Genomic DNA, 25,848 nt, shown 5'->3' on the forward strand with positions numbered 1-25,848 from the left:
TTTATTAATGCTTTGTGAGTTGAAAAGAATTCCGCTTAGAAGCAAAAAACCCGGCAGGATTTAAAAACCTGCCGGGTCTGGCTCTATTGCTACCATTAGTAGGAATGGTGTGATAATTTACACACTCACTGCGTAAAGCTCTTTAATTTTATCTACTGCATAGGAGACTTCCTCTAAGGTATTGAATCGACTAAAAGAAAAACGAACGGATTCACGCTCGGGATTATGATTCAATGCTCTTAAGACGTGAGAACCCACAGTTGCACCACTGCTACAAGCAGATCCACCGGATGCAGATATGCCATTCAGGTCCAGGTTAAACAACAACATGCCTCTATTTTCCTCCGAAGGAGGTAGGCTAACATTTAACACCGTATATAAACTATTCTCCAAATCTCCAGAAGCCCCATTAAACGTAACGCCAGGTATTGCGGCTTCCAGTTGAGATTTAAATGCTTGCTTGATTGAACGAATATGGGCTTGATGGCCTGCCATATCTTCATAGGCTAATTCCAAAGCTTTAGCAATCCCAACGATGCCAATGACATTTTCAGTGCCTCCACGCATGTTACGCTCTTGCGCACCTCCGTATATAAACGGATGTATTTTCTTTTCCTTTTTGACATACAGGAAGCCAACGCCTTTTGGCGCATGAAATTTATGGCCACCAGCCACCACAGCATCTACGGGTAAATTCTTCAAATCGTGTACATAATGGCCCATGGTCTGCACTGTATCAGAATGGAAAAAAGCACCATGAGCTCTTGTCAGTTGACCGATCGCCTCTAAGTCATTGATTGTCCCTACCTCGTTATTGGCATGCATCAAAGAAACCATGGAATGAGGATACTTTTCTAAAAGCTGTTGGAGTTGTTCCAAATTTACCTCACCTTCCGCATTGACCTCCAACAAGCTCAACTGAATTTTTCCCTTTTTGGCACATTCTTCCAAGGTATGCAATACCGCATGATGCTCGATTGGGGAGGTGATAGCATGTGTGATACCATGGGTTTCCATGCCACACACCAAGGCTGTATTATCTGCCTCCGTACCTCCCGAAGTGAAAAAAATCTCAGCGGGAGATGTATTCAACAATTCAGCGACCTTCTTTCTAGCTTTCTCAATGGCAGAACGCACCTCTCGCCCATGGCTATGCACAGAAGAGGGGTTCCCATAATGCTGTTTCATAAACGGCAGCATCGCTTCAATGACTCGCTCATCCATGGCAGTAGTCGCCGCATTGTCAAAATACACTCTCATAACTTCCTAGTTTGGGTTTATAAAGAAAGGCGCTACAGATTGTATCCATAGCGCCTGCAAGTTAAGAAAATCTTTTTTTATGATTCAGTAATTACCTCTTTGATATCTGTGATGAGTTTATTCGCCAAATGCTCGGCGGTGGCTTGAGAAGCAGACTCCGAGTAGATTCGAATGATGGGTTCAGTATTTGATTTGCGGAGGTGAACCCATTCTTTATCAAATTCGATTTTAACCCCATCAATATCGTTGATAGGCTGCTTGCTATACTTTGCTTTGATCGCCTCCAACACTTTGTCCACATCGATATCAGGAGTAAGTTCGATCTTGTTTTTAGAAATATAATAATTTGGATAGCTAGCTCTTAGCATAGAAATACTTTTTCCAAATTTTGCTAAGTGCGTCAAAAACAACCCTATTCCAACCAAAGCATCTCTACCATAATGGGACTCAGGATAAATTACTCCTCCATTACCTTCTCCTCCGATGATAGCATTGGTTTCCTTCATCTTATTCACAACATTCACCTCACCAACTGCAGCCGCTTGATAAGCACCTCCTCTTTTTTCGGTCACATCACGCAAAGCACGGGTAGAACTCAAGTTTGATACTGTATTGCCCGGAGTTTGAGACAGCACATAATCTGCCACTGCCACTAAAGTATATTCTTCTCCAAAGGCACTTCCGTCTTCATTCATAAAACACAAACGGTCTACGTCTGGATCTACAACTATGCCTAGATCATATTTTCCTCGGTTAAGCTTCTCAGCGATATCCCGTAAGTTTTCTGGAAGGGGTTCTGGATTATGTGGAAAATGACCATCTGGCGTACAATACATTTCTTCTATATCTTCCACGCCCAAGGCTCTCAATAATTTGGGAAGGGCTATGCCACCGGTTGAGTTTACACAATCAATGACCACTTTAAATTTGCGAGCAGCAATTGCCTCTTTATCTACCAAAGGCAGCGCTAGTACATGCGCAACATGTTTGTCAATATAGTCATCTTTTACAGTGTAGGAACCTAGTCTTTTGACATCAGCAAATACAAAGTCCTCCTTATCGGCACTTTCTAAAATTGCTTTTCCTTCAGCATCAGAAATAAATTCCCCTTTATCATTCAATAACTTCAATGCATTCCACTGAATCGGGTTATGACTGGCAGTAAGGATAATTCCTCCACCAGCTTTTTCCAAAGGAACCGCTAATTCAACTGTAGGGGTGGTACTCAATCCCAGGTCGATTACATCAATTCCTAACCCCTGAAGCGTTGCAGCAACAAGCTTTGAAACTATCTCTCCAGAAATCCGGGCATCTCTTCCGATGACCACTTTTGGATTGTTGGTATGGTTTTTAACCCAATACCCATATGCTGAGGTAAATTTCACCACATCCAACGGAGTTAAACCCTCACCAGGCTTGCCTCCGATAGTACCTCTAATACCAGAAATAGATTTAATTAAGGCCACGTTCTAAAATTTGTTTGTATAATGAAAAATCCTGGAATTCCAGGAAAAATAATTGTAGCTTATTTGAATTTGGCTAGCACTTTGTCTACCTCATTGTCAGGATTGGCACAACTGCTATTGGGATCCACTTCTTTTCCACAATAACTGCATGTCCCCCCTTCTTTATTGAGATATGGATTTTGAGATGCACATGTTCCTTTGAATTCACCGTTTTTCAAAAAAATCAATCGTACCGACATCAAGATAAAGAAAAGCGCCAAAAAGCCTACTGTTAAATATAAGGTTGCCATATCAATTTTATTTCTGCAAATTTACACAATACTTTCCAAACGTTGCTACTCTTCGAATAGTTTCCATTCTTATGTCTCAAATATCACAAAGACCCGGCCAACTTCAAGCTTTTGACAAATTATTGACTATCATGGATGAATTGCGGGAGCAATGTCCATGGGACCGTAAACAAACCTTGGAAAGCTTACGACACTTAACTATAGAAGAGACGTTTGAATTGTCAGATGCGATTTTGGATAACAACCTCGAAGAAATTAAAAAAGAGCTCGGGGATATCTTACTTCACATCGTTTTTTATGCCAAAATTGGTTCGGAAAAAGGAGCATTTGATATGGCGACTGTAATAGATTCCCTATGCGAAAAATTGATTCGACGCCATCCTCACATTTATGGAGATGTAAGGGCTGATGATGAAGACGCGGTCAAGCAAAATTGGGAGAAAATCAAGCTACAAGAAAAAGGAAATGTTTCGGTCTTAGGGGGAGTTCCCAAATCCCTTCCTGCCTTAATCAAAGCCATGCGCATACAGGAAAAAGCAAGAGGGGTTGGTTTCGATTGGGAAGAAAAACATCAAGTCTGGGAAAAAGTGGAAGAAGAGATGCAGGAGTTTAAAGAAGAATTCAATGCGGCCACAGAAGCGTCTATAGATAAGGAAAAAGCAACAGCCGAGTTTGGAGATTTATTGTTTTCTCTCATCAATTATGCCCGCTTTATTGACATCAATCCCGAAGAAGCGTTGGAGCGAACCAATCTGAAATTTATCAAGCGCTTCCAATACCTAGAACAAGCCGCCAAAGCAACTGGGAAAAGTCTTGACCAAATGAGTTTGGAAGAAATGGATGTGTATTGGGAAGAGGCAAAGAAATTAGGAAAATAAAACTCCGGCAGGAGTTGAATTCAAATTTAAACCCGCGATTTAATTCAACCCCTACCAGGGTTGGGATTACCGAAATGGATTATCCACATCAAAACCCCGGGTAGCAACCCGGGGCTAATATCCTGCGGAATAAACCCCTATCGGGGTTTGTACTCAGGATCAACATTCAGTTAGAGATGCAAACTTCCGTTGAACAGTTGTCCCACGATACGACAAGTTATTACCTATTTGAAAAATTATATCACTATTTCCAGCGGAATCCAACTCCGACAGGAGTTGACTACCGAAGGTTATTAGCCCCGAGTCGCAACTCGGGGTGAAAAAGATACACCAAATCCTAATTGCCCAACTCCGATAGGAGTTCAATTCAAATTTAAACCCGCGATTTAATTCAACCCCTACCGGGGTTGGGATTACCGAAATGGATTATCCACATCAAAACCCCGGGTGGCAACCCGGGGCTAATATCCCGCGGAATAAACCCCTTTCGGGGTTTGTACTCAGGATCAACATTCAGTTAGAGATGCAAACTTCCGTTGAACAGTTGTCCCACGATACGACAAGTTATTACCTATTTGAAAAATTATAACACTATTTCCAGCGGAATCCAACTCCGACAGGAGTTGACTACCGAAGGTTATTAGCCCCGAGTCGCAACTCGGGGTGAAAAAGATACACCAAATCCTAATTGCCCAACTCCGATAGGAGTTCAATTCAAATTTAAACCCGCGATTTAATTCAACCCCTACAGGGGTTGGCATTACCGAAACGGGTTATCCACATTAAAACCCCGGGTGGCAACCCGGGGCTAATATCCTGCGGAATAAACCCCTTTCGGGGTTTTGGTTCAATATCTACATTTTGCAAAAGAAGCTGATTTTTGTATCTAAAAGTAACATTGTATTGGACAATCAACGGGAGCTGATTCCTTCACAATTCCCGAAAAAACACATTTTAGGTACAATTATCCTGGAAAATCCGTTGGCAAAAATGTTATGTCCTACCAATCAATATTGAGCAGGAAATAAATACCAACTCCGACAGGAGTTGACTACCGAAGGTTATTAGCCCCGAGTCGCAACTCGGGGTAAAACGATACACCCAAATCCAAATTTCCCAACTCCGATAGGAGTTGAAGTCCAATACCTGAATCCTATTGAAATAAGAATTTCGTATTAAAAATCATTAGTAAATGGGTTAAGAGCGCAAATATAGCAGCTGACCAAGCAGTTTATCTACACTAAATTAGGGTAAATGGGATATGTTTATAACTTGCACCCATGCGTCAAACATCCTATATAGAAATTAGTACATCCGCTTATGCGGCTAATATTGAATTTTTAAAACAAGACCTAGGCCCTCAAACCCAACTTTCGGTAGTGGTCAAAGGAAATGCCTATGGGCATGGTATCGAACATATCGTAGCACTTGCTGAAGCAAATGGTGTCCGCCACTTTTCAACTTTCTCAGCAGATGAAGCTTGGAGGGTATGTCAAGCTAGCCAACACAACAGTCAAGCCATGATCATGGGTATGATTGACCCCGAGGATTTACAAGAGGTGATTGCAAAAGGTATCGAATTCTATGTCTTTGATTTCAACCGCTTGGAGCAGGCAATTGCTATTGCTAAAGCGACAAATACCCCTGCAGCTATCCATGTGGAAGTAGAAACGGGTTTTCACCGAACTGGCTTTGAATGGGATGAACTGAAGTGGTTGACAACCCTACTCAAAGAAAATGCTTCACATATCCGATTGAAAGGGCTTTGTACACATTTTGCAGGAGCAGAAAGTATCAGCAACTATGTGCGGGTAAGAAATCAAATCAAGCAATACCGAAAATTCAAAAAGTGGTTTGATGCCCATGACATACACTTTGAAAAATACCACACGGCATGTTCGGCTGCCAGTCTATTGTATCCAGAAACAAAAATGGATATGGTTCGGATTGGAATTGCCTCTTATGGCTTTTGGCCCACACAGGAAACATATATGTACCGTTTTCAATCTTTACCACTAGACAATAAAAACCCACTCAAACGCCTTATTTCTTGGAAAAGTAGCATCATGAATACCAAAAAGGTAAAGATGGGAAATTTTATTGGGTATGGTTCCAGCTACATGGCTCCTCGAAATATGACAATAGCACTGATTCCTGTAGGCTACTGCCATGGGTTTAGCAGACTTCTCAGCAATCAAGGAAAGGTTTTGATCGGAGGGGTGATTGTTCCGGTAGTAGGAACTGTCACTATGAACAGCATCGCAGTGGATGTCACGGACTTGGAAAAAGTTCAGGCTGGAGAAGAAGTAGTACTCATTGGAAAACAAGGTAATTTAGAAATATCGGTAGCTTCTTTCGGAGAGTCTTCCCAACAGGTAAACTATGAATTACTTACGCGCTTGCCTCAGAATATTCCTAGAGAAATTGTGGATTAAATCGTCCTCAAAATGAAAAAACCTAACAGGTATTAAAACCTGTTAGGTTGAGAATATCAGTTTATTGTACCAATTACCGCCTTGTAAACTCCGCTTTTGCCTCATCCAAGAAGTTGATAAAATTCTGGATATTGGTATCATAAGCTTTAGGACGAATCAGTAATTCTTCTTGCTGATCCAAAATCACATAGTATGGCTGTGCATTGTTATTGAATCGGGTGATTTGGAAGTCTGCATTTTGCTTGCCAATGGTATTTTTTACTTTTCCATCGTAGTCTGACGTATACCATTCAGCTTCTGGAAGCTGATAGCGCTCATCGATGTACAGGGCCACCATCACAAAATCTTCCTGTAAGCGTTGCAACACTTGAGGATCCGACCACACACGAGCTTCCATTTCTCGACAATTCACACAACCGTGACCTGTAAAGTCAATAAACAAAGGTTTATTGGCTCGCTTAGCTGCGGCCAAAGCTTGCTGATAATCAAAGTATCCCTGCAATCCATGGGGTAAGTGTAGGAAATCTGCATACTTGGGTTGATCGTCCAGTGTAGTTGTTTTAGCCCCTGTTCCTCGGTTATCTAGGATATTAAAATCATGTGTAGCCATTGGAGGAAGATAACCGCTCAAAGCTTTCAAAGGCGCACCCCACAAGCCTGGGATCAAATACACCACAAATACAAAAGTCACAATGGCCAACATCAGCCGTGGCACGGACAGGTAATCCATGGGAGAATCGTGCGGCAAGCGTAATTTACCTAGCAAATACAAGCCCAATAAGAAGAATATCACAATCCAGATTGCCAAGTAAATATCTCTATCCAACAATCCCCAATGATACACTTGATCTGCTACTGAAAGGAATTTGAAGGCCAATGCCAACTCCAAGAAGCCCAATACTACTTTTACCGAATTCAGCCAGCCTCCTGATTTTGGAAGAGAATTTAACCACTCAGGGAAAATGGCAAATAGCGTGAAAGGAATGGCAAATGCTAGAGAGAACGAGAACATTCCGAGAATCGGTTTCACCAACGCACCACCTGCTGAGGAAATCAAGATAGAGCCTACAATCGGACCTGTACAGGAAAATGAAACCAACACCAAGGTGAAGGCCATAAAGAAAACACCTGCTAATCCCCCTTTATCAGCTTTGGCATCTATTTTATTCACAAAGCTACTTGGCAGCGTCAACTCAAACATGCCCAAAAAGGCCATGGCAAAAAAGATAAAGACTAAGAAGAAAAATACATTGGGTATCCAGTGCGTAGATAGCCAATTGGCAAATTCAGGCCCCTGTATCGCTGCTACTGCTGTACCAGCTATCGTATAAATAGCAATGATGGAAAAACCATACAAGAAAGCATTTCGGATACCCGAAGCACGGGACTTGGACCGTCCGGTAAAGAAGGTCACCGTCATCGGAATCATGGGGAATACACAAGGCGTCAACAAAGCAGCCAAACCGGCAAGGAACGCAATGATCATAAAACCAATCAAGCCTTCTTGCTCCTCATCAGCTGTCAAGTCAATGTAAGTCGGCGCTTCAGAGGAGCCGGTTTCTTGAGTAGTAGCTGGCGTAACTATCGCTTCCCCCGCTTCTTCCAACACTTCCTCCACACTTTTATCCAAGGTCACTGCTGCTGTGGTAGCATCGCTTACTGGTACAGTTCCTGTTGCCGTTGCTGTAATCGTAAAATCTTCTTCAAAAGGAATGCATTGACCTGTGACATCGGAACACATCTGGTAATTTACCGAACCTACCAATTTGATAGCATTACCCGTGACTTTAACCGTCTGCTCAAATGTTCCTGAACCCACAAAATAGGTCACGTCGCCTTCCCATATTTCGTCGTATTTCTTCTTGGGATTGATGGCTTTAAGCCCATTGACCAATTGCACACCCTCCAAAGTTTTTAACTCCAACTCCGTCAACATCGGACCCAAATCCGGATCGAAGTCATTGGAGTAAATGTACCAATCCCTTGGAATCGTTGCTTTAAAGGTGATTTTCACCTCAGAACCAATACTCGGATTTTTATCTGCCAACTGAATGCTCCATTTAGGAGGCGCAATCAACTGTGCCGAAGCTTGGAAGCTGAGAAGTACGAAAGAGAAAAGAAAGAGAATGCTTTTCAGGTGTGTTGACATGGTATAAATACTTTTCCGCTGTAATAATGAGGAAATTAGGCAAATAGTTCAGTAATCCTTCGCACAAAAGGGGATTTTGATAGTTGAAAGGAAGATAGGAATTAAAAACAACCTGCAGTCAACCATCATGCTAGTAGACCTGATGTAAGTGACTACAGGTTTTTATTTGTATTTTCAATGCCCCTTGAGATTATCACTTAAGCGCGCGCCTGATCGGTGAAATGCTTGAAGAAAAGAGCGATAGTTTCGATACCCATCAAGTAATTTTGAATTCCATAATGCTCATTCGGCGAGTGCAAAGCATCTGTATCTAAACCAAAGCCCAATAAAATAGGATCTAGGCCCAATTCCTGCTGGAATAGTGCACAAATTGGAATGGAACCACCCTCTCTTGTAGGAATCGCTTTTTTACCAAAAGCTTCCTGAATAGCTAAGTCAGCTGCTCGATAACCCGGCGTATCCGTAGACACAACCGCAGGTGCACCTCCATGATGAGGAGTTACCTTTACCTTCACAGAAGCAGGCGCAATGGATTTAAAGTGCGCTTCAAACAAATTGGATATTTCTCTAAAGTCTTGGTTTGGAACCAAACGCATGGAAATCTTCGCATAAGCTTTCGAAGGAAGTACCGTCTTGGCACCTTCTCCTGTATACCCACCCCAAATGCCATTGACATCCAATGTTGGGCGGATACCTACGCGCTCAATGGTGGAATAACCTGCTTCACCGTGCACATCTGCTACGTCTAATTTCTTCTTGTAATCCTCTAATTCAAATGGCGCTTCATTCAAGGCCTTTCTGTAAGCAGCGCTGTACTCCTCCACTTTATCATAAAACCCAGGGATAGTGATGTGGTTGTTTTCATCCTGCAGGGAGGCGATCATTTTACACAAGGTGTTGATAGGATTGGCAACGGCACCTCCGTAGGTTCCAGAATGAAGATCTCTGTTAGGTCCAGTTACCTCCACTTCCATGTAGGCCAAGCCTCTCAAACCCACCGTTACGGAAGGGTCCTGCAAGGAAATCATGTGCGTATCGGAGACCAATACCACATCCGCTTTCAATTTTTCTTTGTTGGCTTTGACAAAAATATCCAAGTTGGCTGAACCCACTTCTTCTTCTCCCTCGATCATGAACTTCACATTACATGGCAAGGAGTTATTGGCCATCATCGCTTCAAACGCTTTCACGTGCATATAAAACTGACCTTTATCATCTGCTGACCCACGTGCGAAAATAGCACCTTCTGGGTGTCTGTCGGTGGTTTTGATCACCGGTTCAAAGGGTGGAGAGTCCCATAATTCATACGGATCCGCAGGTTGCACATCGTAGTGGCCATATACCAAAATCGTAGGAAGGGCAGGATCGATGAGCTTTTCACCGTACACAATAGGGTAGCCGGCAGTTTGACACAATTCTACTTTATCTGCTCCTGCTTTTTCTAACTGCTCCTTTACAAAATCCGCAGCAGCAAATACATCGTTCTTAAACTTCGGATCTGCACTTACGGAAGGGATACGAAGCAAATCAAACAACTCATTTAAAAAACGCTCTTTATTGTCTTGAATGTAGGTTTTTACTGACATTATTTATTGGGTTACAATTCTACTAATTTTATAAATTTTGGCGAGCATAATTGCCCGCATTTTTAACATCATCATCCAAATGCTTTCAGAAGTATTAAACAAAGAAACTCCGTATACCTCTAATAATTCGAGAAATGTTCTTTTAGAAACACCAACAATAGAAGCGCCTTGACCTGAAGAAATTTTTCCTGTCTCAGACAGCTTGCTTGCAGCAGCCAAGAGAAAATCTTGTGGTTCAATTCCTAGACTTTCGGGCAATTCAATTTTGATCGAACTCATATGGGTTAAATGAATTATCCAGAGTACAAAATTACATTTATTATCAGGATTTGCCTATTTTGGGCCAAACTTTTGAATATGAAAGCAATTATCTGTGAATCATACGGGCTACCCGATAGCCTTGTTTACAAAGAGGTGGCAAACCCAGAGGCAGGAGCTAAAGACGTCATTATAGAAGTTGCTGCCTGTGCGGTAAACTTTCCCGATGTATTGATTATTCAAAACAAATATCAATTCAAGCCTGAACTCCCTTTTTCGCCTGGAGGAGAAGTCTCGGGGGTTATTAAATCGGTGGGTAGCCAAGTGAAACATCTTCACGTTGGACAACGAGTCTTGGCCTTGTGTGGTTGGGGGGGATTTGCAGAAGAAGTGAAAGTGTCTGCTGATCGAGTATTTCCCATTCCTCCCTTTATGGATGATGTGACAGCGGCATCCACACTCTACACATTTGGAACCTCTTATTTTGCACTAAAAAATCGTGCACAATTGAAATCGGGGGAAACACTCCTCGTATTAGGAGCCTCTGGCGGGGTTGGTTTGGCAGCAGTGGAATTGGGAAAAGTCATGGGTGCTAGAGTAATAGCTGCGGCTTCCACTGTGGATAAGTTGAATAGTTGCCAAGAAAAAGGGGCTGATTACTTGATCAATTATGAAACAGAAGACATCAAGGAGCGAGTCAAAGAATTAACCCAAGGCAAAGGAGTAGATGTAGTCTTAGATGTGGTTGGTGATAAATACGCCGAACCTGCACTCCGCAGCATGGCTTGGAAAGGTAGATACTTGGTAGTGGGTTTCGCTGCAGGAGAAATCCCTAAATTCCCGCTGAACTTAATTTTGTTGAAGGGTTGCTCAGTGATGGGGGTGTTTTGGGGAAGGTTTTCCACAGAGGAGGTGCAGGCCAGTCAGCAAAATTTGGTGGAATTGGTGGGGATGATTCAAGCTGGAAAAATCAGTCAGCATATACATCAGCTGTACAGCTTGGAAGAAAGCCGGAGAGCCTTGCAGGAAATGATGGAAAGGAAGGTGGTGGGAAAGGCGGTAGTGGTGGTGAGAGGCGAGAAGCGAGAAACGAGAAACGAGAGAGAGGGAATGAAGAATGAGGAATTAGAAATTAGAAATGAAGGTTTAGAGACAAGAGCCAAGAAACAAGATACAAGACCCGAGACGGATATTGAAGAAAAGAAACGAGTGTTTCGGTCGGTGGGGGATTTGAGGGGGGCTGTGGGGAGTTCTTTGGGGGTAAGTGAATGGGTAGTGGTAACTCAGGACTTGATTCATCAGTTTGCGGAGACCACGGATGATAAGCAGTGGATACATGTGGATACCGAAAAGGCAAAAATGATGCTGCCCGGAGGGAAAAACATTGCGCATGGATATTTGACATTATCCTTGATTCCCAAACTACTCTATGGTTTACTCCCGCTTGAAGGGGTACAGATGGCGCTTAATTATGGTACGGAGAAAGTTCGTTTCCCGGCACCTTTGTATTCAGGTAATTCCGTCCGACTTCATGCATCCATTAGCAAAGTGGAAGATCGGCCTGACGGGGCAGTAAGTCTGCATATACAGGCCACTATGGAAGCAAAAAATTCCGACAAACCCGTTTGTGTGGCAGAGATTATTACAATTGTAAGGTTTTAAGTAAATTCATTAAACCATCCTTAATAACCAATGAAAATGAAACTACTTGGAATGATATCTCTCCTGTTTTTTGTAGTCATGAGCTCTTTGCTAGCACAGGACAAAAAATGGATGATGGGACCTTTTGAGCGGCCAACAAATGCTGAACCTATCATTACGCCCACAGATGCAACTAGCTGGAAAGATCCTATGACTGGAAAAATGGTTCGTTGGGAATCCATGGCAACATTCAATCCAGCAGCAATTGTTATGGATGATATGGTACATGTATTGTATCGAGCAGAAGAAAAGCTCGGAGAAAAGGAAATAGGAGGCCATACTTCCCGAATAGGAATGGCAACCTCAAAAGATGGTTTTAACTTTAATCGAGAAAACGCACCAATTTTTTATCCTGACGACGATAACCAAAAAGAATTTGAGTGGACTGGTGGTGTGGAAGACCCAAGAATAGTCGTAACGGAAGATGGAACTTACGTTTTAACCTACACTCAATGGAATAGAGAATATCCCCGGTTGGCTGTAGCAACATCCAAAGATCTTAGAAACTGGGAAAAACATGGGCCAATATTTAAAAATTTTGGTGAAGGGAAATACCATAATCAAGAAACCAAATCGGGCGCTATTGTAAGTGAGCTCAAAAACGGAAAATTAATTGCAGCAAAAATTCATGGGAAATACTGGATGTACTTTGGAGTTCCCCACATATGGCTTGCAAGTTCGGATGATTTGATCCAATGGAGCCCTGTTGAAAGCATTGATGAAAATCTCGTCCCGGTGCTAAGCCCAAGACCTGGATACTTTGATTCATGGTTGGTAGAAGCAGGTCCTCCTCCTGTGCTTACCGAAAATGGTATAGTTGTACTATATAATGCAGGCAACCAACAGAATTTGGGGGTCAAGGATTTAGGAAACCGACTTTACACAGGAGGACAAGCTTTATTTAGTAAAGAAGAGCCATGGAAGTTATTGGATCGTACGGATGTTCCATTTTTAAAACCGGAATTGCCTTTTGAGAAATCAGGTCAGTATGTAGACGGAACAACCTTTATCGAAGGATTAGTACACTATGGCGGTAAATGGCTTCTTTACTATGGAACAGCAGATTCTATGGTAGGCGTTGTTAGCTGGGATGGTAAAAATTAGTTTGCTAAAAAGCCTCCCCAATAAACAAATAGAAACCTGTTCCTTCTTTAGTGAAAGCCACATCCAATCGAGTATAGATATCCTTTTTTGGAAACAGTAAAAAACCGGGCGCCTGCACCGGCAGTCCAGGCTACTTTGTTGATGGAGGCTTGGGAAAAATCATGGGTAATTACAGCTTCACTAGTAGATAATTCTAAACATTTTCAATACCAATTGATCGTTTAATTAAAGATGAGTAAAAAATTTTAGCATTTTTTATTTATAAAAATTTCATTTTAAGAGTTTTCTATTTTCTAAATCAACTAATATTTGCATTTGTTGTATTGCAATTTGGTTTAGTTTAACTAACCGTTCATGCTGCTCCATTTTTTCTTGGATAAATAAAGCATTTAAATTCTCTAAGTTAGCCAAACAGATTAACTCATTAATATTTGCAAAATCCCTAATATTTCCTTTCAAGTTGGGATTAGCATCCCTCCATTGCTTAGCTGTCATACCAAATAATGCGACATTTAAAACATCTGCTTCATTAGCATAAATCATTGAAACCTGAGCTGGAGTTAATAAAGCTGGAACCAGATATCTCTTTATAGCATCTGTGTGAATGTGGTAATTAAGTTTAGCCAATTCTCTTTTGGCAGACCACCCCAAATGCTTATGCTCCTCTTGCTTTAAACGCTGGAATTCCTTTACCAAATATAATTCAAACTCAACTGATACCCAGCTTGCAAATTTAAATGCAATATCTCGCTGTGCATAAGTCCCACCACCAGCTCCACCTTTAGAGATTATTCCAATTGCTCCTGTTAGTTCTATCCATCTGCTAGGACTCATTGTAAAAGAGTTACTTCCTGATTCTTTCAAAAGGGGGTCGAATTCGACCCCCCTAAAATGTGGGTTATTTAAGTGTTCCCAAAGACCAAGGTATTCTAAAGTATTCTTTAAGCGCATCCAATTTTTCACCACATCTTTGGGTTCTATTGGGTTTTTTTGCTTGGCGATATCAGTAATACTAATAAAATCTTCGCCATTAACATTCAAGGTTTTTATTGTTACCTGTTTTACTACAATTTGCTTAGCCTTTGCCATACTAACTGTTTAAAAGTTGTCAAGTTAAATCTTTAGTCCAATTTACTAAAAACTAAGGAAAAATACTGGGTTTTTTATTTTGATAATTACCTAAAACGCCTCCCCAATAAACAAATAAAAACCTGTTCCCTCTCGGGTGAAAGCCACATCCAATCGAGTATAGATATCCTTTTTTGGAAACAGTAAAAAGCGAGCGCCAGCACCAGCAGCCCAAACTACCTTATGGATGGATGCTTGTGAGAAGTTCGGGACGACTGTGGCAGTACTAGCAAAAACAGTAGCACCTAGACGATTGGTAAAGCCCAAAGGTAGAGGAAGCATGCGGTACTCTACCTGCGTAGCGATTTGATTGCGGTCCCGAAACCTACCAAAATAATAACCACGCATCATACTATCCCCACCCATCAATGCCAATTGATTGAAGGGAACATCACCTGCCATAAATTGACCCAATAACTGAAAAGCCAGCACATTATTAGCACCTACGGGTCTAAACAAGCGAGAATCCAATAAAAGTGCGTTGAAATTGAAAGTACTTAAGGCAGGGAAATAGCGAATCAAAGCCAACTCTGCAAAATGACCATCCCGAACATTCAGGACATTGTGGCGATCGTCGTACACGAGACCCAAGCCCAAACCCAAATTTCGTGAACCTTCAAATCCTAGGGGTAAATCAAATTCAGGTGCATTCTCGGCTTTTCTAAAATCTACTTGAGATAATTGGTTGTATTCTACCTCCAAGCCCCAATACATGTTTTTTCGGATTTCACGAAGTACCCGCTCTTTGATCCAGATTTGATTAGCGTCCACCAAGGCCAAGTAATCACTCGGGCTATCCATTCCAATTCCATGGTATTTCAAAGGGAAACTTTGCAAGCGTATTTTCCCTAAAAAGAACCACTTATTTTTATCCGTATAGATGGCATGATCAAACCAAATCCCGTACTGGTTTTCCAAGGTGATGAAGGTAAACCCGTTAATTTCACTCAATCGATTGGTGGTGTCTCGCTTGGGATAGTACACATAGAGGGAAGAAAACCCAATTTCCCAACTTGTCTCGGGGGCATAGGCTAAGGTAGGGTATACCAAAAATTGTGGCCTGCTGATATCAGAGGTATCGTTCAATACCTTGTTGAGGTATTTTCTTGCAAATAATTGTGCCTGAGCTTCTTGCAACAAAAAAATAGATATCAAACACAACAGGAACAACTTTCCCTTCATCCCAATAAAATTTAAGTCCGAAAACTACTTAAACTTTACGACTTTACCATGAGCTTTAGATGTCATACTTTGAGGAATGTTTTCCGAAATTTCATTGAAAAGCAATTCCACTAGTTTTTTCTTAAGATAACTTCGATTCAAGACAATGCTGACCTCCCGCAAGGGTTCCTCGCCTTCAAAAGGCCTTAAGCGTTCTTTTTCCTCGGATGACAAATCAAAGGTCGCCAACTCGGGAAGCAATGTCATTCCCTCGTATTCATTGACCATATTTTTCAATCCCTCCAAGGAACCACTTTCATAGTGGAAATTCATGCGCTGAAACTTTGTTTGATCGCACAACCTGAATACCTGATCACGAAAACAGTGGCCTTGTTGCAGGACCCACATATCATCCGTTTCCAAGTCAGTCACTTGAAGTTTGGGCTTCACAAGCAACGGGTGACCATCCGATAAATACGCATAGAATTTTTCATAGAACATGGGCTTTTCCAAAATCCCATTTTCCTCTAAAGGAGTAACGACGATGCCAAGGTCTAACTCATCATTTTTAAGTTTGCGGATAATTTCCTCTGTCACCAGCTCTTCAACTTGAACTTTAACCTGCGGATATTTTTCCAAAAAACTGCGAATAAATCTGTGCAACAAATAGGGGGCAAGGGTTGGAATAATTCCAATTTTAATCAGTCCTGAAATGTCACCTTTCAATTGGGCCACCAATTCAAAAATACTTTTACTCTCAGAAACCACTTTTTTAGCCTGACTAATTATCTGCACACCAATCTCTGTTGGAATGACGGGCATCTTGCTGCGGTCAAATAAAATGACCCCCAATTCATTCTCTAATTTCTGGATTTGAGCACTGAGCGTAGGTTGTGTTACAAAGCATGATTCTGCCGCCTGACCAAAATGTCGGTGCTTATCTACGGCCAAAACATATTCTAATTGCTGAATCGTCATATGAAAAACGTCAGGGTAAGTATAATAAGGTAGCAAATATAAAATCTTTTTTTCGTTTATTTAGATTTGATTTAAATAATGATTAATTTTGCCCCATCAAAAGTACAAACTATGTTAAGATCACTTATACAATCGACATTTATAGCAATCGCGGGAGCTTTCCTAGTGGCTTGCAGTACGGGTACCCAAGAGGAAGTTGTCAACGTTTACACGCACAGACATTACGAAGCTGATCAGCAACTCTTCGATAAATTTACAGAAGCTACAGGCATCAAAGTAAATGTAGTTTCTGCTTCCGCAGATGAATTGATTCAAAAATTGGAATTGGAAGGCCCAAATTCTCCAGCAGATGTATTGATTACCGTAGATGCTGGAAGACTTTATCGAGCACAAAGCAAAGATTTGTTTCAGCAAATATCTTCCGAAACATTGAATGGCAACATTCCCGCTAAATTTAGAGAACCTGCGGGTAATTGGTTTGGCCTAACGTATAGAGCTAGAATTTTGGCCTACAGTGTAGATCGTGTAAATCCAGAAGAATTAAGTACTTATGAAGCACTCACAGAGGAGCAATGGAAGGGAAGAGTCTTGACCCGATCCTCTGAGAATATTTACAATCAATCGCTATTGGCTTCTGTGATCGCACATAAAGGCAGTGAAGGAGCAGCTGAATGGGCCGCTGGTTTATTGGGCAATATGGCGAGAGAACCAAAAGGTTCTGACAGAGATCAAGTAAAAGCAGTGGCTTCTGGTGAAGGAGATGTTGCGATTGTTAATACATATTACATCGGTATTATGCTCAATGATGCCAACGAAGAAGAGCGAAAAGCAGCAGAAAAAGTTGCCATCTTCTTCCCAAATCAAGATGATAGAGGCACGCATATCAACATTTCAGGAGCAGGTGTAACCAAGTACGCTCCAAATAAAGACAATGCAGTAAAACTATTGGAATATCTTTCATCCAAAGAGGCTCAGGAGTTTTTGGCATCTATCAACTTTGAATATCCAGTAAATCCTGCTGCATCTTTCTCTGAGCAATTGCTCAAGTGGGGAACATTCAAAGCAGATGAAATTAATTTATCTGTATTAGGAGAAAATAACAGTGAAGCTGTCGTAGTATTTGACAAAGTGGGGTGGAAATAAGCATTGGAATTAGTAAAAAGAAAGTATTACTGGTGGAATAAATGGACTGGCTACTCGCTGCTGATACTGCTGCTAGTAGCCACTCCTTTATTGACCATTTTTTTTAAAATCTTCGATAGCCCTGGAGATAGCTGGAGACATATTTCAGAAACTTTGCTTTGGGGATATTTTCAAAATACGGTATTGCTCCTACTGGGAGTAGCTTTTTTTACCTTTCTGTTGGGAGTGAGTACCGCTTGGCTCGTATCCAACTATGAATTCCCTGGAAGAAAACACTTTGAATGGTTATTAATTCTTCCCTTAAGTTTTCCAGGGTATATTATGGCCTACACCTATGTAGGTTTGTTGAGTTTTACAGGACCTATCCAAAGCTTCTTGCGCAATAATTTTGATATCACATTTAAAGGTGCTTTGGTTGACTTGATGAATTTGCCAGGGGCTATCTTCATACTTTCGGTAACCTTGTTTCCCTATGTTTTTCTCATCAGTCGCACCTCTTTTCTTCAGCAATCTAAAAGTCTTCAGGAGGCTTCCTTCCTGCTGGGGGCCAATCGTTTTCAGACTTTTTTCAAAGTAGCCCTGCCCATGGCTAGACCTGCCATAGTTGGGGGCATTGCCTTGGCTTCTATGGAAGTATTGAACGATTATGGAACTGTCAAATATTTTGGTGTAAACACTTTTACCACAGGCATTTTCCGTTCTTGGTTTTCTTTGGGTGATTCCACTACTGCCATTTACCTCGCGGCTATTTTGATGGTTTTTGTTTTCAGCATTCTATACCTTGAATCTTGGCAACGCGGCAATAGGCAATATGCCTCTTTAAAAGGTACTCATAAACCTACAGTTAGGCTTACTCCTACGAAAACCAAACGCTATTTCTACACAGCTCTTTGTTCATCTGTATTTCTGATAAGTTTTCTCATTCCATTTTTTCAGATTATTCATTGGGTTAGTTTAACCTATCATAAAGTTATCAACGAGGCGTTTTTTTTGCTGGTATACAGAAGCTTTACCTTAGCCGCAATCACTGGAATAGTCATCGTCATCCTGTCGGTAATTTTATTGTATACGCTTCGATTGAGTCCGTTCAAATGGATCAAAAACATCACTAAAATCTCTACTTTAGGCTATGCTATTCCTGGTGCTGTGATTGCTGTAGGAATTATGATTCCTTTTTTGGCGTTTGACAAATGGATTTACAATACTTTTCTGACAGCCAAAACAGCTGGTTTGTTCCTATCAGGAACACTCTTCGCTTTGGTATTTGCTTATGTGGTACGCTTTATGGCCGTAGGTTACAATCCTGTGGAATCAGGATTTCAAAAAATCGGCATTCATGTCAATGAGGCAAGCCGCCTGCTGGGGAGTAGAAGTACCAAAACCCTTTTCAAAATAGACCTCCCTTTGATCAAAAACTCTCTTGTATCAGGCGTATTATTGGTTTTTGTAGACGTCCTAAAAGAATTACCCTTAACTTTGATTCTTCGACCGTTCAACTATCAGACGTTGGCTACCAAAACTTTTGATATGGCTACCAATGAAATGATTGCTGAATCGTCCAATGCAGCATTGATTATCATATTGACTGGAATTATTCCCATAATTTTGCTCAATCGACTAATCAACAAAAAATAGGACAGACCCAGAATGGATGAATATTCTCTCACTTAAAAACGTCAACAAAAAATACAGCCAAGCCAAGGAATTTGCTGTCAACCATGTCTCTTTTGAAGTAGCAGAAGGAGAGATATTAGCATTGGTTGGAGAAAGTGGATCCGGGAAGACTACTCTGCTTCGCCTGATTGCTGGGTTAGAACATCCAGATGATGGAATCATCTCACTTTCGGGACAGGTAATTGTAGAAGGAAAAAAATCCGTTCCAGCTCATGAACGAAAAGTAGGAATGGTATTCCAAGATTATGCCCTTTTCCCTCATTTGACTATTTTGCAAAATATCCAATTTGGATTAGATAAAAAGCTCCCCAATAAAGATGAGGTTGCTGAAGAGACCCTACGCTTGGTAGGGCTGAAAGAAGACTTTAACAAATATCCCCATCAATTATCCGGTGGGCAACAACAGCGGGTGGCTTTGGCAAGGGCTATTGCACCGAATCCAAAAATTTTATTAATGGACGAGCCCTTTAGTAACTTGGATACTGTCCTCAAAGACCAAGTACGGGAGGAAATCAGACAGATTATCAAGAAAACAGGCATCACGGCCATTTTTGTAACACACGATACCCGGGATGCATTATCTACGGCTGATCGAGTGGCAATTTTGCACAAAGGCTACCTCCAACAAATCGATATTCCAAAAAACCTCTACGAACAGCCTGTCAACGGCTATGTGGCTAATTTTTTTGGTAAACGCAACGAGATGCTAGCGACGCCTACCAAAGATGGTTTCTATACTTCCTTTGGTTTTATTTCCGACCCGGAAGCTGTCAACTATCAATCACAGGTGCGTATTACTTTCCGACCCGAACATGCAGAAGTTGTACAGCGGGAAGGGCAGCAATTGATCGGAAGAATCGCCAAAGCTTCCTATTTTGGAGATCACCAAATCGTAAAAATTGCAGATTCCGAAGGTAAGCGCGTGAGTATCCGGACCAACCCGGGGAGAAGTTTTGATGGGCAGGACCGGGCACATTTCTTTTTATGGAAGTATTGTATAGAGGAAGCGTTTTAGGCCTACTTCTTTACCCATTTCAATAAATCGTATTCTACGCCTTCATTGATGTAGTTAGTTTCGGCAGCCCCACCGCCGATGTAAGCTTCCCCATTCAGCACAAAAGCAAAACCACGGTATCTTCCCTTATGACCTACAGGGGGGCCATGGGACCAAGTATTGGTCTGAGGGTCATATACATGGGATTCGGGAGAACCCGAACCTCCCACAGATGAACCAATCGCGGTATAGCCTTTCCCATTCAAAGCAAAACCAACAGAGTACAATCGAGCATACGCTTGATCTGCCATCCTAGTCCAAGTATCGGCTATGGGATCGTAGCGCATCATATCCACTTCACCCGTATTGCTCGCACCATCCGTAATATAAGCTTTACCGTCGATCACAAAAGTTACCGCCTTAATTCTTCCGGCAGCTAAGGGTTGTGCAATCGGCTTCCATTGATTGGAGGTTGATTCATAGCTGTAAAAATCCTGATAAGAGGTATTATCTCGCATGCCCATACCCAAATAAACTTTCTGACCGATGGCAAACATGGAAGAGTTAACCCGATAGGGACCTATGAAGCGCGCCCGTTCCTTCCAAGAAGTCCCATCAAATTCCCAGACTTCATTCCGATCATTGGCAGTATATAGGTATCCTTTGTTACCTGTCGAAGCAGTATTCCCAAAATGGCTCAGTTCAAAAGGTAATTCATGCTTTTTCCAAGACAGATTTGTAGGATTAAACTCCCACATATACAATTTTTGGAAATCATTTTTCCCCACTGCAAATACATAGGCCTTATTGTTGACGACAAATGTGCCTGGCCCTCCATAGTAAGCAAATGGAAGTGTTGTCGAAATCAAGAGCCACTCATCTTTAATACACACATCTGTTTGGCCTTTGGTAGAAGCTCCAGCTACTATCACCTCCACCGTCATCTTTCCTCTAGGGAAAGGACCTTGGGGTACCATAGCGTATAGCTTATCTGGGTAAACATCCATCACTTCCGCTTCCACTCCTTCCAACAAAACCGTGTTTTTATGGGAAATCGGGTGAAAGTTTGAACCAAAAATCTCAATCATTTGATAGGTATCCATGCATTCATCATAAGATTCAATGATGGGGGCTTTGATTTCGAAAAACTCCTCCGAAATCACCGTCTGCCGTTGAGCTTTCACGGTAATCTTACTTTTGGCTATATCCAAATCATCCGGCACTATTACAATCAATTTATTTCGCTCAGCACCAATAACCTGCGCAGGTACTTCCCCAAAATACACTTCATTTTCACTCGGTTGGTCTCCAAAATGCGCACCTTCAATGATCACTTCCTCACGAAAAGTAGCCGTCAACGGTGATATTTTGTTAATCTCAGGAGCTGCCAATTCATAAGGGTATTCCACAGCTTTGCCATAAACTACTGCACGGATGATAAACTTTGCACTTGTGAGATTAGGTGGAATGACCGTAGTGATGACACTGTCCTGAGCAGTAAATGTTCCTATAGGCTGTTGGTCAAAATAAAGGGCAGTACTTTCACGGCTTACTCCCAAGTTTGTTCCCACAATTTTTATGGTCTCATTGAGGTGAGCTTTGGTAGGATCTACGCGTGAGATTTGAGGAGCCACACTTCCGTTGGAAAAAAAAGAAATGATTTTACCATAAAACATTCCACTGGCAGACTCCCCATATGCACGAAAATAATATTTTTGCTGATCCTGAATCCCTGATAGTACTGCTGCAGAAAATTCTCCTTTCCCCTCCGGCGTACCCAAAGAGACCTTTCGTTGGGCCAGATTCCATACGTTGGTGTCTTGGGTGTACATAAAACCATGTTCCGTGAGCCCCTTTTCCTGAATGATTTCACCAAAAAAGCGTGCACCTCCATCCGCCAAAATTTCAACACGGCTTGATCGCACCGCATCCACTCGGATATCCGGACCATCATTTTCCGAACAAGCAAACAAGGTAATTGCTAGCGAGGTATATAAGAAAAGCTTCTGAAACTTCATAGGGAAAGGCTAAGGGTACAAGATGTTAAAATAAATCAAAGAAAAATTACAATCCTAGCAATTACCAAAAGTCTTAGTCAAAAAACATATGACGGATTTCATGAAGTGGTAATTCCTCCAAGACCTCTCGTTCAGAGATTCCATTCAAATTGTGCCAAGAGACTAATCGAACCGCTCCATCCGCTATCTCTATTCCTGTAATACTATGGTCACTGAAGCAGCAGCAACCAGCATTGAAATAGGTTGGGCGGTACTTTCCGTTGGTATTTGCCGCTACCCGACATTGCTCTGGATGTCGGTCTATTTTTTCTTGCAATTCATGGATTTTTTTGATTTCCCCATGCACTTCAGCCTCTGCCAAGGCTTCTTTCAATGACTGCAAATGACTATACGAATGAAAAATTGGCTGATGCGTATGGCCTGTAATTAAAATCAGATTTTCCTGTTGCTGACTCCACTCGTACATGATCCGATTATGAAGTGTTTTCTCCGTTTGAGTACTGGCAGGAGTGTTGATGTTGATTTCAAGAAAAGATTGAAAAGGTCCCCAGATATAGGTGACAAACCACTTAGAAAACGCATTCCCATCTGAATTTTGATCCCCCTGATGCCCATGGGTGCAAAAGACATCTACATTTTTCCCGTTTTCCAATGCTACACGTATGACAATTCCCCCGTAGATATTGATTGCCTTCCCATAGAGTTGCCGAAGATACATTTCTGCAAAGGGGTCTATTTTCCAAAAAAGATCATGATTGCCATAGATTTTATAAAATGCATTACGCTCCACAAACATGCGCTCTCGTTCAAAAGTAGCTTTGTTGTGCTTCATGATAGAAAAGATGTTAAACTTCCAAAACTCCTCTGAATCTCCCAGATTGATATACATTGCCCCTTTTCCATTGTAATAATCCAAGGCTGCCAAATAATTCTTTTCTGCATTCCTAAACTCATCGCCGGTACCTCGATTCCCTTTATGATGGTCCGAAAAAATAATAGTAGTTCCTCCCCTAAGGTCCAATTCATACAACGCACCCTCCTTGGAATTGGGGTTATCCACAATTTCACGATAGATTTCTGTCAAGCGTTTAAATACCTGCTCTTTATCCGGAGAAGAAGACACCCTCCTAGCCAACCAAATCGTCGGTTTCCTCAACAAAAAAATAATCGGCTGTTTCAACTTGTTCAAAAAATTCTTCATGCTATTTGGATTTTCCTGAAAGTAACAATTTCTGTATACATACCCAAATGATTGGGAACGCAGATGAGGCGGGTGCAAGCAACGCAGATTTTGGGAAGATTTTTTTATGAACAAAACTCACTCGTTGCGAACGTTGCGACAAATCGTTGCGCTCGTTGCGAGAAATAGGCCCTGTAAAGAATAGTGAAGAAGGCATTTGTGAAAATCCTCAAGCCTTGTGTCAAATTAAAAACCATGCTATTGAACATAATCTCATGGGCTACCAAAGCAAAAACCTTCTGTGTTAATCTGAGCAATCTGTGGACATTTTTATTTTAGATTTTAGAAGTCAGAATTTAGATTTGGTGCTATGCAAGTCCATGAGCATATAATCATTTTTTTCGGCCGTGGCGTCAAACCGTTGCGCTCGTTGCGTGAAACCTATGGAACGCAGATGAGGCGGATGCAGGCAACGCGGATTTAGACTAGAATTTTTTATATGTTTTAGGGTCAAAAAATAGACTTTAATTCTTACCAATTAAAATTAAGCGATTATAAGTACTTAATAATTGGATATCGACCAATTTTTGAAAACTTATTTTTTTTTGTGGCGTGAAAAGTGGTATTAACTCTAGACCCCACTAATTATGAGTACTTTACAGTACATTCACAAACATGACAAAACATTCAGTAATTATGTTTTGAAAAAATAACTAAAAATTTTAAGATATACGCAGGTTGGAAAGTTGGACTTGGTAAAGGGTTTTATGAAGCTGCTAAAAACTTTGATAAAGAATGGAAGGGTTTTGCCCAGGAAGCTAAATATGGAGTTAAAATTAGTTTTTAAATGAAAAAAACGGTGTTAAGCATTTCATTATGGCTATTGTCCCTAGCTGCTATTGCCCAGTGGCCTAGGGAAGCACCTGTAACCGTTCCAAAAGAACGCTATGAAAGAGGAGGTGGAATTTACATTATAGTTCCAAGTTATACCAATACTCAAAATATCCAAATGAATTCAATTCTCCTAGAAAATGGATATCCCTTAATCCCTATTGGAGGATTTAATTATGGAGTTGGTTTAACTTGGAGATTGAATAGATTTGAACTAGGTGCAGAAGCATTATTGGGAAATCAATCAAGAACTAGAGCAGATATAAATTCAAGGATCACAAGAAATACGACGACAGTAAATATTCCACTAAAGTATCATTTTGTTATCAAAGAAAAATATTCTGTTTTCGCTCTTTCTGGATGGTCGGGTACGCAAACAAATTTAACCGCATCTAAACCGGTCACTAACACAAGTAATATCAATTCGCTATTGTTGAATCCAGGAACATCTGTTCAACTGGAACATCTTTCAACTGGTTTATTACTTGGTGGTGGTATTGCAATTCATCGACTACAGCAAGATTTTACAGGCGGATTTATAGTTAAATTTGGATATAGATTGCCATTTCATAATGGATTTGAATGGGAATCTAGGTTTGCTCAGTTTACAAATTCACCAATTGATAACTTTTCCTATTTCTTCCTCCAATTTGAAATAGGTATATTTTCAAACTACAAAAAAGGTGAACTGAAACCAGCTGAGCTTTTTTAATGAAATCTAGGATAAACTTAAATTCTTATGGTAGTCAAGTTTTCTGGTATCCTATGTTTTATGCTTCTGATGTTTTCAGTAGGTTTTGCACAAGATGATGAGGAAGTTTATGAATGGGAACGTCCAAGACCTGATTATAATAGAGGGCTCAATGCGTATATCATATTTCCTGCATTTACTATCAGTTCTCCGGCAAGCATCAATCAATTGCTTCATGCAAATGGATACCCTGTATTACCAAGAGGGCACTTGAACTTAGGGTTTGGATTGAATTATAGGATCAACAGATTTATGGTTATAACCGATCTTTTTTGGGGTAACCAACTAAAAACAAATCCAGTAGATGACCCTATTAACCAAACTACTAGAAGAGTATCCTGGTCAGGAAATTTTGGATTTGCATACCATGTGATAAGAACGGATGGCGGTGCCGTATATCCTTTTATTGCCTACAGTTTTACAGAAACTACGCTCTTCTTGTCAAGATCCACTTCTTCTACTTCCTTAGATAATATTCTAAGCAATCCCGGAAACTCTGTACATCTTAATAATTACTCCAATGGATTGTTTATAGGTATTGGAATGGATGCGCACGATTTATTCTTAGAAGACTCTATAATTGGATCAATCAGAATTGGTAAAAGGATTCAAACTAATCCTATTGAAAACTGGAGTAGCAGGTACACTCAATTGAGCAATTCACCGCTTGAAAGTTTCAATTATTGGCAGATCCAACTTTCAATAGGCGGTGCATTTAACTGGGATAGAAAGAGGCATTAGAACTTATTTCAATTTGTTCCCAAACGTGCTAATCAGTAGATTTTATTAAAAATATAAAAGGA

The 25,848-nt window shown here is 41.0% G+C and carries 20 protein-coding genes and 1 pseudogene; 9 read left to right on the forward strand and 12 right to left on the reverse strand.

Annotated elements, in window-relative coordinates:
* Positions 1-117: 117 nt before the first annotated feature.
* The 3 genes from IPZ59_RS04430 to IPZ59_RS04440 all read right to left on the reverse strand — a co-directional run bounded on the left by IPZ59_RS04430 (position 118) and on the right by IPZ59_RS04440 (position 3,016).
* A complete protein-coding gene (locus IPZ59_RS04430) occupies positions 118-1,260 on the reverse strand; it encodes a cysteine desulfurase family protein (RefSeq protein WP_236138673.1) in 1,143 nt (380 codons plus the stop codon).
* Between the two features lie 77 nt (positions 1,261-1,337).
* Entirely contained in the window at positions 1,338-2,726 is a 1,389-nt protein-coding gene (glmM, locus tag IPZ59_RS04435; RefSeq protein WP_236138674.1) for a phosphoglucosamine mutase, read from the reverse strand.
* 59 nt (positions 2,727-2,785) lie between these two features.
* On the reverse strand, positions 2,786-3,016 hold the full coding sequence (locus IPZ59_RS04440; RefSeq protein ID WP_236138675.1) for a hypothetical protein: 231 nt from the start codon (positions 3,014-3,016) through the stop codon (positions 2,786-2,788).
* Positions 3,017-3,087: 71 nt separating this feature from the next.
* Between IPZ59_RS04440 and mazG the strand changes: the two genes are divergently transcribed.
* Positions 3,088-3,894 (forward strand): nucleoside triphosphate pyrophosphohydrolase, encoded by an 807-nt coding sequence (mazG, locus tag IPZ59_RS04445; protein ID WP_236138676.1) that lies wholly within the window; start codon positions 3,088-3,090, stop codon positions 3,892-3,894.
* A 1,280-nt stretch (positions 3,895-5,174) separates the two neighbouring features.
* Complete coding sequence (alr, locus tag IPZ59_RS04450; protein WP_236138677.1) at positions 5,175-6,329, forward strand: alanine racemase; 1,155 nt, start codon at positions 5,175-5,177, stop codon at positions 6,327-6,329.
* 73 nt (positions 6,330-6,402) lie between these two features.
* Here alr and IPZ59_RS04455 read toward each other — a convergent pair whose 3' ends face one another.
* The 3 genes from IPZ59_RS04455 to IPZ59_RS04465 form a co-directional block, all read right to left on the reverse strand.
* Positions 6,403-8,478, reverse strand: a complete 2,076-nt coding sequence (locus IPZ59_RS04455; protein WP_236138678.1) for a protein-disulfide reductase DsbD family protein — start codon at positions 8,476-8,478, stop codon at positions 6,403-6,405.
* 197 nt (positions 8,479-8,675) lie between these two features.
* Entirely contained in the window at positions 8,676-10,064 is a 1,389-nt protein-coding gene (locus IPZ59_RS04460) for a dipeptidase (protein WP_236138679.1), read from the reverse strand.
* 3 nt (positions 10,065-10,067) lie between these two features.
* A complete protein-coding gene (locus IPZ59_RS04465; RefSeq protein ID WP_236138680.1) occupies positions 10,068-10,343 on the reverse strand; it encodes a UPF0175 family protein in 276 nt (91 codons plus the stop codon).
* Between the two features lie 78 nt (positions 10,344-10,421).
* Between IPZ59_RS04465 and IPZ59_RS04470 the strand changes: the two genes are divergently transcribed.
* Together IPZ59_RS04470 and IPZ59_RS04475 are read left to right on the forward strand one after the other, a co-directional pair.
* On the forward strand, positions 10,422-11,984 hold the full coding sequence (locus IPZ59_RS04470; RefSeq protein WP_236138681.1) for a zinc-binding dehydrogenase: 1,563 nt from the start codon (positions 10,422-10,424) through the stop codon (positions 11,982-11,984).
* Between the two features lie 30 nt (positions 11,985-12,014).
* Positions 12,015-13,127: a glycoside hydrolase family 130 protein gene (locus IPZ59_RS04475; protein WP_236138682.1), complete on the forward strand. Its 1,113-nt coding sequence runs from the start codon at positions 12,015-12,017 to the stop codon at positions 13,125-13,127.
* A 4-nt stretch (positions 13,128-13,131) separates the two neighbouring features.
* Here the strand turns inward: IPZ59_RS04475 and IPZ59_RS20370 are convergent.
* From IPZ59_RS20370 to IPZ59_RS04490, 4 genes and pseudogenes are all read right to left on the reverse strand, one after another.
* Positions 13,132-13,267 (reverse strand): annotated as a pseudogene (locus IPZ59_RS20370) (BamA/TamA family outer membrane protein); the annotation flags it as partial.
* Positions 13,268-13,397: 130 nt separating this feature from the next.
* Complete coding sequence (locus IPZ59_RS04480; RefSeq protein WP_236138683.1) at positions 13,398-14,216, reverse strand: KilA-N domain-containing protein; 819 nt, start codon at positions 14,214-14,216, stop codon at positions 13,398-13,400.
* A 90-nt stretch (positions 14,217-14,306) separates the two neighbouring features.
* Complete coding sequence (locus IPZ59_RS04485) at positions 14,307-15,437, reverse strand: BamA/TamA family outer membrane protein (protein ID WP_236138684.1); 1,131 nt, start codon at positions 15,435-15,437, stop codon at positions 14,307-14,309.
* Positions 15,438-15,461: 24 nt separating this feature from the next.
* Entirely contained in the window at positions 15,462-16,394 is a 933-nt protein-coding gene (locus tag IPZ59_RS04490) for a hydrogen peroxide-inducible genes activator (protein WP_236138685.1), read from the reverse strand.
* Between the two features lie 111 nt (positions 16,395-16,505).
* On the opposite strand from IPZ59_RS04490, the gene IPZ59_RS04495 reads away from it, so the two are divergent.
* The 3 genes from IPZ59_RS04495 to IPZ59_RS04505 are packed head-to-tail and all read left to right on the forward strand — an operon-like array spanning position 16,506 to position 20,226.
* Positions 16,506-17,537 carry a Fe(3+) ABC transporter substrate-binding protein gene (locus IPZ59_RS04495; protein ID WP_394800728.1) on the forward strand — a complete coding sequence of 344 codons (1,032 nt, stop codon included), beginning with the start codon at positions 16,506-16,508 and terminating at the stop codon, positions 17,535-17,537.
* A 3-nt stretch (positions 17,538-17,540) separates the two neighbouring features.
* Positions 17,541-19,172: an ABC transporter permease gene (locus IPZ59_RS04500; protein ID WP_236138687.1), complete on the forward strand. Its 1,632-nt coding sequence runs from the start codon at positions 17,541-17,543 to the stop codon at positions 19,170-19,172.
* Between the two features lie 16 nt (positions 19,173-19,188).
* Positions 19,189-20,226 carry an ABC transporter ATP-binding protein gene (locus IPZ59_RS04505; protein WP_236138688.1) on the forward strand — a complete coding sequence of 346 codons (1,038 nt, stop codon included), beginning with the start codon at positions 19,189-19,191 and terminating at the stop codon, positions 20,224-20,226.
* 2 nt (positions 20,227-20,228) lie between these two features.
* Here the strand turns inward: IPZ59_RS04505 and IPZ59_RS04510 are convergent, their stop codons facing one another.
* Together IPZ59_RS04510 and IPZ59_RS04515 are read right to left on the reverse strand one after the other, a co-directional pair.
* On the reverse strand, positions 20,229-22,223 hold the full coding sequence (locus IPZ59_RS04510) for an IPT/TIG domain-containing protein (RefSeq protein ID WP_236138689.1): 1,995 nt from the start codon (positions 22,221-22,223) through the stop codon (positions 20,229-20,231).
* Between the two features lie 73 nt (positions 22,224-22,296).
* Complete coding sequence (locus IPZ59_RS04515; RefSeq protein ID WP_236138690.1) at positions 22,297-23,424, reverse strand: metallophosphoesterase; 1,128 nt, start codon at positions 23,422-23,424, stop codon at positions 22,297-22,299.
* Positions 23,425-24,412: 988 nt separating this feature from the next.
* Between IPZ59_RS04515 and IPZ59_RS04520 the strand changes: the two genes are divergently transcribed.
* Both IPZ59_RS04520 and IPZ59_RS04525 read left to right on the forward strand, forming a co-directional pair.
* A complete protein-coding gene (locus IPZ59_RS04520) occupies positions 24,413-25,006 on the forward strand; it encodes a hypothetical protein (RefSeq protein WP_236138691.1) in 594 nt (197 codons plus the stop codon).
* A gap of 27 nt (positions 25,007-25,033) precedes the next feature.
* Positions 25,034-25,786: a hypothetical protein gene (locus tag IPZ59_RS04525; protein ID WP_236138692.1), complete on the forward strand. Its 753-nt coding sequence runs from the start codon at positions 25,034-25,036 to the stop codon at positions 25,784-25,786.
* Positions 25,787-25,848 lie beyond the last annotated feature (62 nt).

The sequence above is a fragment of the Mongoliitalea daihaiensis genome (genome assembly GCF_021596945.1).
Lineage (GTDB): Bacteria > Bacteroidota > Bacteroidia > Cytophagales > Cyclobacteriaceae > Mongoliitalea > Mongoliitalea daihaiensis.